General features: G+C 62.6%; 10 protein-coding genes. 4 read left to right on the top strand and 6 right to left on the bottom strand.

Going from position 1 to position 7,155, the window contains the following annotated elements:
• The 3 genes from K3A85_RS17715 to K3A85_RS17705 form a co-directional block, all read right to left on the bottom strand.
• Nucleotides 1–229, bottom strand: a 229-nt coding sequence (locus K3A85_RS17715) for an aquaporin (RefSeq protein ID WP_225207844.1), incomplete at its 3' end; no start/stop codon positions are given.
• A complete protein-coding gene (locus K3A85_RS17710; protein WP_225207843.1) occupies nt 226–717 on the bottom strand; it encodes an arsenate reductase ArsC in 492 nt (163 codons plus the stop codon). The genes K3A85_RS17710 and K3A85_RS17715, both read right to left, overlap by 4 nt.
• Nucleotides 718–742: 25 nt before the next feature.
• On the bottom strand, nt 743–1,102 hold the full coding sequence (locus tag K3A85_RS17705) for an ArsR/SmtB family transcription factor (RefSeq protein ID WP_225207842.1): 360 nt from the start codon (nt 1,100–1,102) through the stop codon (nt 743–745).
• 263 nt (nt 1,103–1,365) lie between these two features.
• On the opposite strand from K3A85_RS17705, the gene K3A85_RS17700 reads away from it, so the two are divergent.
• On the top strand, nt 1,366–1,971 hold the full coding sequence (locus K3A85_RS17700) for a hypothetical protein (protein ID WP_225207841.1): 606 nt from the start codon (nt 1,366–1,368) through the stop codon (nt 1,969–1,971).
• Between the two features lie 300 nt (nt 1,972–2,271).
• Here the strand turns inward: K3A85_RS17700 and K3A85_RS17695 are convergent, their stop codons facing one another.
• Nucleotides 2,272–2,868 carry a hypothetical protein gene (locus K3A85_RS17695; protein WP_225207840.1) on the bottom strand — a complete coding sequence of 199 codons (597 nt, stop codon included), beginning with the start codon at nt 2,866–2,868 and terminating at the stop codon, nt 2,272–2,274.
• A 514-nt stretch (nt 2,869–3,382) separates the two neighbouring features.
• Nucleotides 3,383–4,009 carry a hypothetical protein gene (locus K3A85_RS17690; RefSeq protein ID WP_225207839.1) on the bottom strand — a complete coding sequence of 209 codons (627 nt, stop codon included), beginning with the start codon at nt 4,007–4,009 and terminating at the stop codon, nt 3,383–3,385.
• 15 nt (nt 4,010–4,024) lie between these two features.
• On the opposite strand from K3A85_RS17690, the gene K3A85_RS17685 reads away from it, so the two are divergent.
• The 3 genes from K3A85_RS17685 (at nt 4,025) to K3A85_RS17675 (ending at nt 6,898) form a co-directional block, all read left to right on the top strand.
• The gene (locus K3A85_RS17685; protein ID WP_225207838.1) at nt 4,025–4,288 is read left to right on the top strand and encodes a helix-turn-helix domain-containing protein; all 264 of its coding nucleotides are present in this window, start codon (nt 4,025–4,027) and stop codon (nt 4,286–4,288) included.
• Nucleotides 4,285–5,310 carry a tyrosine-type recombinase/integrase gene (locus K3A85_RS17680; RefSeq protein WP_225207837.1) on the top strand — a complete coding sequence of 342 codons (1,026 nt, stop codon included), beginning with the start codon at nt 4,285–4,287 and terminating at the stop codon, nt 5,308–5,310. The genes K3A85_RS17685 and K3A85_RS17680 overlap by 4 nt, the downstream gene beginning before the upstream one ends.
• A gap of 535 nt (nt 5,311–5,845) precedes the next feature.
• Nucleotides 5,846–6,898, top strand: a complete 1,053-nt coding sequence (locus K3A85_RS17675; protein WP_225207836.1) for a PAS domain S-box protein — start codon at nt 5,846–5,848, stop codon at nt 6,896–6,898.
• Nucleotides 6,899–6,944: 46 nt separating this feature from the next.
• On the opposite strand, the gene K3A85_RS17670 is transcribed toward K3A85_RS17675, so the two are convergent.
• Nucleotides 6,945–7,155, bottom strand: a 211-nt coding sequence (locus tag K3A85_RS17670; protein ID WP_318248103.1) for an ArsC/Spx/MgsR family protein, incomplete at its 5' end; no start/stop codon positions are given.

The following is a 7,155-nucleotide window of genomic DNA, read 5'->3' as shown; positions in this document are numbered from 1 at the left end:
CGCCGAGCAGGCGGAAGACGAGCGTCACTGCCGGGTTGAAGTGCGCTCCCGAGATCGGCCCCAGCATCGTGATCAGCACGAAGAGCATGGCGCCGGTGGCGATGGTGTTGCCGAGCAGCGCAACCGCAACATTGCCGTGCGCGAGGCTCTCTCCCATCACGCCCGAGCCGATCACGGTGGCGAACAGCAGGAAGCTGCCGACGGCCTCGGCGAGGATCGGGCGGGTCATGCGGCTCCCTCCATTCGGCCGATCTGACCGAGGTGGTCGACCAGGAAGCGCTTGTCCATTGTCTCGAACGGCAGGGCAAGGAAGGTCCGCACCCTTGTTTCGAGCGCAGTCCATGTCGCTTCGAACGCCGCATCGACAACGTCGTCGCTGCCTTCGACGTCGGCGGGATCGGGCAAACCCCAGTGCGCCTTGATCGGAGCGCCCATGAACACGGGGCATGCTTCCCCGGCGGCATTGCCGCACACGGTGATCGCGATGTCGATGTTCGGCGCGCCGGGTGCAGTGAACTCGTTCCAGCTTTTGGAACGGAATGTATCGGGATCAAATCCGCGCCGCTCGAGCAGGCGCAGTGCGCCGGGATGTGGCACGCCCTTGGGCTTGCTCCCGGCGCTGAATGCATTCACCCGCCCCTTGCTCAGGTGCCTGAAGACGGCCTCGCCGAGGATCGAACGCGCCGAGTTGCCAGTGCAAAGTATAAGGATGTTCATCTTCCCCCCAAGGATGAGCTCCGCCTCAGGCAGCGTCGCTCTTCATGCTCTGAGATTCGCAGCAGGCTGTCGTCTGCTCCCCACAGTCGTCGCCGCCGCAGCAGTTTTCGGTCAGGTAGCCCATCAATGCGTTCATCTCCTGGAGGTTGGCCCGATAGATGATCGACCGGCTGCGACGCTCCTGAGTGACAAGCCCGGCCTGCGCCAAATGAGCGAGATGAAAGCTAAGCGAGGAAGGCGGTGCGGAGAGGCGCGCGGCAAGCTCGCCGGCTGCAAGCCCTTTGCTGCCAGCCTGCACGAGCAACCGGAATGCAGCGAGGCGGTGGGTTTGTGCCAGCGCGGCCAATGATCGGATGAAGCGGCTTGCTTGCTCGTCGGCGCTCATATTTTCAATATTGTGGAAATTTCGAACTTGGTCAAGTTCGATTTAGGCTAAACCGCAAAGAAGCTATGGGCACCCGAGCGATTTCTGACCTCGGCGGATAGGCAGCACCGGGGTGGAGGTTGGTGCCGGCTCTAGGGCTTCTCGATTCTTAAACGTCACGTAGTCGGCTGATTTTGTGCGCTTCTCGGACCATTTCCCACCCGCATCCATCGCTGCAATGCGTCATGGTGAGCTCATCGACAACGACATGAGGTCACCGATCAATGGCTCGAGTATTCCTGGCGTCCGACCATTCCTGGCGCACCCCGCTGACGATCGTCGCTCGCGACAACGACGAAGCATTCCGCATGGCCTACCTGTGGAGCCAGGCGCATGCACCAGACGTCTTCGAGAAGGAGATCGGGCTCACCGAGCTCTTCGAAGACGACCTCGCCTTCCAACCCCAGCTCGCCGACTTCGCGAAGTCTGGCGGCGTCGGTGTGGCGTGGTGGACGGGCGAGCACGATGGCTGGCTGCTTGGCGCACCCGACGGTGCTGCGCTCGGCGAGATTGCACCGCCGTCCCCCGACCTCCAGATCTATGCGTTCCAGACGATGGAGCCCGGCGGCACCTATGTTGTCGCCGAGAGCGGCCAACATGCGCTCGAGCTGCTCAACGTTTACAGCCACCGGACGAACGGGTGGCCCGCGTCATACCACCAGGTGCTCCACTTGTCGGCATGGCTGCTGCACGGCCGGGTCATCACACTCCGCGATGAGGCGTTTGCGGGCAGGACAGGCGTCGGACGGGAGTGCAAGGATGGGTTCTACCGGGTGTTGGCCGCTTGGAATGAAATCCCAGCGCAGAAGCGCAACGGCGGCATAGAGTGAGGAGATCGTCTGCACGTCATCCCGTGCCAGCACGTCGCGCCGTCGGGTTGAGCGAGTGCACTGCCTTTGAACTGGAGTGCCTGCCCAACTCCGCAAGCTTCTCGTCTGTATGAGCCTCGATCAGACACTCCGACAGCCTGACTTCCTTTCCTCAAACTTCACCGCCTGCGGTGAGGTCGTATTCGACGTCGTAAGACGGCGAATAACCAAAGGGCTGATTCTATATTAATCCCAGAAAAGTATGGAGATCATAGTATTTATTAGTAACGAAAACGAAGGGACGCCCTGCGGAGGGGGTTGTCAGGAGGGGGTGGGCGCACGGTCTACAGGAGGGGGTGCCCTCCACAGGCTCATGAGTAATCCTTCCCGATCTGCTTCTCCTAGATGCTCGTCATCCTCAAGATCAAAATCTTGCCAATCGCTAGTCGGTGTGTCGAGGTCAGCGGCGGAATGAATTGGTCTCCACACCCCCTCATCATGGAGCACCGCAACTCTCGCCAGGTCTGATTGCATTCTCGCCTTCAAGGCATCCGCAGACTTGCCTTGGTGCCGCTGGTATTGGCGCAGGAAGCGTGCTACGTAAGCAGGTGAGACCTTGCCGCCCATCGCGCGGAGGATCACCGCCGCCATCCATGCATCGGCTGTCAGGGTTGCTGTCATGGCAATGTGGGTGGCAGGAACCTTGCGTATCGATAGCGGCGCATTTGTTGTTTGCCACAATGCAAGTAATGATGCTTCGCGACGTTCGCGTTCGCTCACCAGCGCTCGTAAGTCAGCACAGGGCGGGAGTTGGTGCCGGGCGATGCAGTCGATCCTGTTGTTGCGTCGCTGCTTACTTTTTGCGAGTGCCCACTTGGCTCGTTGTTCGCGCACGGCTTCCTCGGCTTCACGCTTCAAGAAGTCGTCATTGATGCTGTAAAATGGGCCTCGGGCTGCGATGGCTCGCTTAACTTGTTCCCACGCCCTTCCACAGACGGGACCTGTAAACCGAGGCTGACCTCCGTTCGCTGCACAGACCTTATGCCACTCGACCACCGCAGCGGCGATTGCTGGGGCAGAGCGGATCCTTTCCGACGCAACCGATTTGCAGGCATTGCGGACAGGGCAGCGTCCACAAGCATTGACTACAGCACGATGCGAGCCCCTAACGAAGCGAACCTCCTCGCCCTTTCCATGTCGCAGGATTACCTCCGGCCGTGCAAAACAAGGCTTTCGACGTAGGGGAGGCATTGCCACAATGTCGCCGGAGCCGTTGGTGACGACGTCAGCGACCCCAAACTGATCCCTGTTGCTCAGGTTCGGTCGACCACGCCATGGCTTTTCGTTGCCCCACGCGAAGACCTCCTGCTCGTAGGTCGCCGGAGGTTCTTCGGCTGTCACAAAACTGCCGGGGCTAATGCGACCATTTGTTCTACGCGTCACGCTTGAGCACCTCATGCACCACCGCACCGAATAGATCCCTGATCTCCAAAGATGTTTCGAAGTCGAGGCCGCTTGGGGTCTCGCGCCGAATGGCCCTGAGCAGTTCGAACTCCTCGCCATCCACCCAGTGCTCCAACGGTGCCGGTGTTTGCAGCGCACGGCGCAGCAGCTCGATGAGGCCATCGGAAGGAGGGGACTGCAAAGCGCGGCGAATTGTCTCCTTGACGGTAGGTGCGATGGGCGCGTCGGCTTGCGAAAGTCCAAGTTCGGCGTGGAAGATGGTCGCGATGCTGGGCGCTCGTTGCGCAAGGACAGCGAGACAGAACGTCAGGCGATCCAGATGCAGAGCATCGGCAATCTGACCGGCCCGCTCCAACGGGATGGGCATGCGCCCATTTGCCATATGACTGAGGACGGTCGGCGGGCGCATGCCGAGTTCCACCGACAGGGCTCGCAAGCCCCCTTTGTGTTGTGCCGTATACGTTGCGAGCGCCGTGCGCAGAAGTGCGGCGGCAGCTGTCTGAGCGTGCGGATGTGTCTCGTGTTCCATAGGCAACCAGTTGAAAATAATTGACTTTCGATGAATTGTATGGCATAAACCATACATCACGGTCAATCAGAAAGTTTCCGCATGCAGACCCTCCTTACCGAGCCCGAAGTGGCAAAAATCTTGCGTCTCAGTCAGCGATCTGTTCGCAACGCTCGTTTGAGCGGCGAGCTACCCCACCTTCGCATCGGACGCTCTATCCGCTATCGCGCTGACGACCTGGATACTTTCCTCGTCGCCGCGAGCTGCGCGCCGACCAGGACTGGAACAAAACGGAAACAGAAATCCATTCGTGCACCAAGCGCGAAGCGCCTGCGCTCGTTCACCGAGCAGGAGGGCCAAGCGTGAGCGTCTACAAGAAGGGCAAATATTTCCATTACGATTTCCAATTTCACGGCGTTCGCTACACCGGCAGCACTGGGTGCACATCCAAGAGGAAGGCTGAGGAATTCGAGAAGCGCACTCGTGACGATGCAGCAGTGCCCGCGCGCCAACGCCCAGCGATAACCGTCGATGAAGCGTGTGGACTCTATCGAGAGAAAGTCGAAACTCTCCCCTCGTGGCCGACTACCCGTTACATGTTGCGGTCGCTCGTTGCCGGCCTCGGCTCGAATGTTCGCCTCTCGGACGTCACCCAGCGGGATCTGCAGGTCTACCTGGCAAAGCGCCGGAAAGGCCGAAAACCAGCGACGCTAAATCGCGAGATCGATGTGGCGCGCGCCGTGTGGGAGCATGCGGACAAGACGCGCTTCGATGTCGGAGACAAACCTGATTGGCGTGCGCTCAAGCTCAAGGATACCGCAAGGATCGATCGCGAATTGAGCGTCGACGAGGAGCAGCGGCTTTTCGTCCACTTGCGTGCTGATGTTTGCGACGCCGTCGACTTCCTTTTGAAGTCAGGCTGGAGGCGCAACGAGGTGCTGAACCTCCGGTGGGTCGACTGCAATCTGGAGGCGCGCGTCTGCGCTACGAAGATCAAGGGCGGAGACGTGGTGAGACGGCCGCTGAACGACACGCTTGCGGAGATCATTCGCAGGCAGCCCCGCGTGTGCGAGTTCGTGTTCACCTTTGTGTGCCAACGGCCAAGCAAGAACCGTCGGAGGGGGCAGCGCTATCACCTCACTCCGACCGCGCTGAGGTCACCCTTCGGCAAAGCCTTGGCTGACGCCAAGATCACGGGCTTTCGCTTGCACGACCTGCGCCATACTCGTGCAACCAGGATCGTTCGTTCCACGGGCTCCCTCATAGCTGCCAAAGGAGCGCTTGCCCACCGGAGCATAACAACGACCCAGCGCTACGCCCACGTGCTGGACGACGACACGCGAAACGCTCTCGATGCGAGCGAGTCCCGAAATAGTCCCGAAGCTTGAGCCCATCTTGGGTGGGAAACGTTGGTTTGCTGCGGTCTAGCTGCTTCACGCGCATCACCGTGTAAACGAGATGCTCTACCAACTGAGCTAACCGCCCGGACGCTGCCATGGGGCCCGGAAGGCGCGCTATTGCGCGGCTTTGTGGGTCTGGTCAAGGATTCGTAGAGGCGGGGAAGGGCGACCATCGGCATCGGGAGGCAGCGGGTCTTGTCGGGAGACCGCGTAACGCCCCGCATCTCCGGGTGGGCCTTCGCGGTCGCCTTGCAGTTCCTGCGCAATGCGCGGACGCGCCGCGAAAGGGAGTGACCGACCGCAGGCAGTCGCCCGATAGCAGCAACGCCTGCGCGCTCCGTCTGCATCCGGCGGGCCTTTGCGGTGACGCGCGCCGCGGCGCATCCTTTCGCTCGACCCCGCCTCGGGGTGCAGCAGCGTTCTTGCCTTTTGCGATCGTTTGCGTGACAGATGCGGCAGTGCGCACCGATCGCCGGGGCATTTCGTTCCCGGCGCAGACACGGGGCAGGGCCGCGGGGGACCATTGAGCGAGACCAGTTGCCATCCGGACGGTGCCGGGGATGGCGGCGCACCGTCGCCGCCCGGGGCCGCCGCCGCGCCGCGTACCGACGAGGATGCGCTGTTCCGCCTGACCTTCGAGCGGGCGAACGTCGGCATGGCGCACGTTTCGACGCAAGGGCGCTTCCTCCGCGTGAACCCTTGCCTTGCGCGCCTGCTCGGGCGCAGCGAGGCCGAACTTCTCGCGCTGACGTTCCAGGACATCACGCACCCCGACGACCTCGATGTCGATCTCGGCTACGTCCAGCAGCTGCTCGACGGGGACATCGAGGTCTACACGATGGAGAAGCGCTACATCCGCCCCGACGGGTCGGTCGTGTGGACCGAGCTGAGCGTCTCGCTGCTGCGCGACGAAGCGGGGGCGCCGCTCAATTTCGTCTCGGTGATCAACGACATCCAGAAGCGCAAGGAGGCTGAGGAGCGGGTCCGCCTGGTGCTCGACGAAAGCGGCCACCGGGTCAGGAACCTGATCTCGGTGATCGGCGCGATCGTCAGCGGCAGCGCCAGGGTCGCCTTGAGCATCGGCGAGTTCCGCGAAGGCCTGACGCAACGCCTTGCCAGCATCGCCGCCTCGCACGACCTGCTGCTGGGCAAGGCGGCGACCGGCGGGTCGCTCGAGAAGCTGATCCACCGCCAGCTCGACATCTTCGCCAACGGCAGCAGCGAGCGGCTGATCGTGGAAGGCGAAGCCATCGACCTCCAGCCCAACGCGGTCCATGCCTTCGGCATGGTGCTGCACGAGCTTGCGACCAACGCGGTCAAGTATGGTGCGCTCGGCGAGCGCGGCGGCATCGTCCGCATCCGCTGGCGCGTCGACCGCGAAGCCGGGACGCTCGCCTTCGTCTGGCGCGAGGAGGGCGGACCCCCGGTCCGGCCGGGCGGGCGGCAGGGGTTCGGTACGCGCTCCCTGTCGCGGATGCTCGGAAGCTCGCTCGGCGGGCAGGTCCGGTTCGAACTGCGCGCCGAAGGTGTCGTGCTCGAAACCGAGCTGCCGCTCGATCGGGTCGTGGCTGCCTGAAGGCTGGGCCGCGGGCGGCGCCGGCGTGCCCGCCAGGGCGGCAGGTTCAGGGAATCGCGGCGATGCGATTGCCGGCGGCGTCGATCACCTGTTCGCCGTCCTCCTTGGCGAAGGCACCCTGCTGCGGCGCGGGGATCAGGTCGAGCACCTGCTCGGACGGGCGGCACAGCCGGACCCCGAGCGGCGAGACCACAAGCGGACGGTTGATCAGCGCCGGGTGCGCCATCATCGCATCGAGCAGGGTATCGTCGGACAGG

The sequence above is a fragment of the Novosphingobium huizhouense genome (assembly GCF_020179475.1).
GTDB classification, from domain to species: domain Bacteria; phylum Pseudomonadota; class Alphaproteobacteria; order Sphingomonadales; family Sphingomonadaceae; genus Novosphingobium; species Novosphingobium huizhouense.
Note: the sequence above shows the minus strand (reverse complement) of the source record. Positions and strands in the feature narration are given on the sequence as shown.

Bases quoted from the DNA above. Each gene is read 5' to 3' on its own strand.
- K3A85_RS17705 (WP_225207842.1), bottom strand. From the start codon at position 1,102: ATGAGCGCCGACGAGCAAGCAAGCCGCTTCATCCGATCATTGGCCGCG.
- K3A85_RS17700 (WP_225207841.1), top strand. From the start codon at position 1,366: ATGGCTCGAGTATTCCTGGCGTCCGACCATTCCTGGCGCACCCCGCTG.
- K3A85_RS17685 (WP_225207838.1), top strand. From the start codon at position 4,025: ATGCAGACCCTCCTTACCGAGCCCGAAGTGGCAAAAATCTTGCGTCTC.
- K3A85_RS17710 (WP_225207843.1), bottom strand. From the start codon at position 717: ATGAACATCCTTATACTTTGCACTGGCAACTCGGCGCGTTCGATCCTC.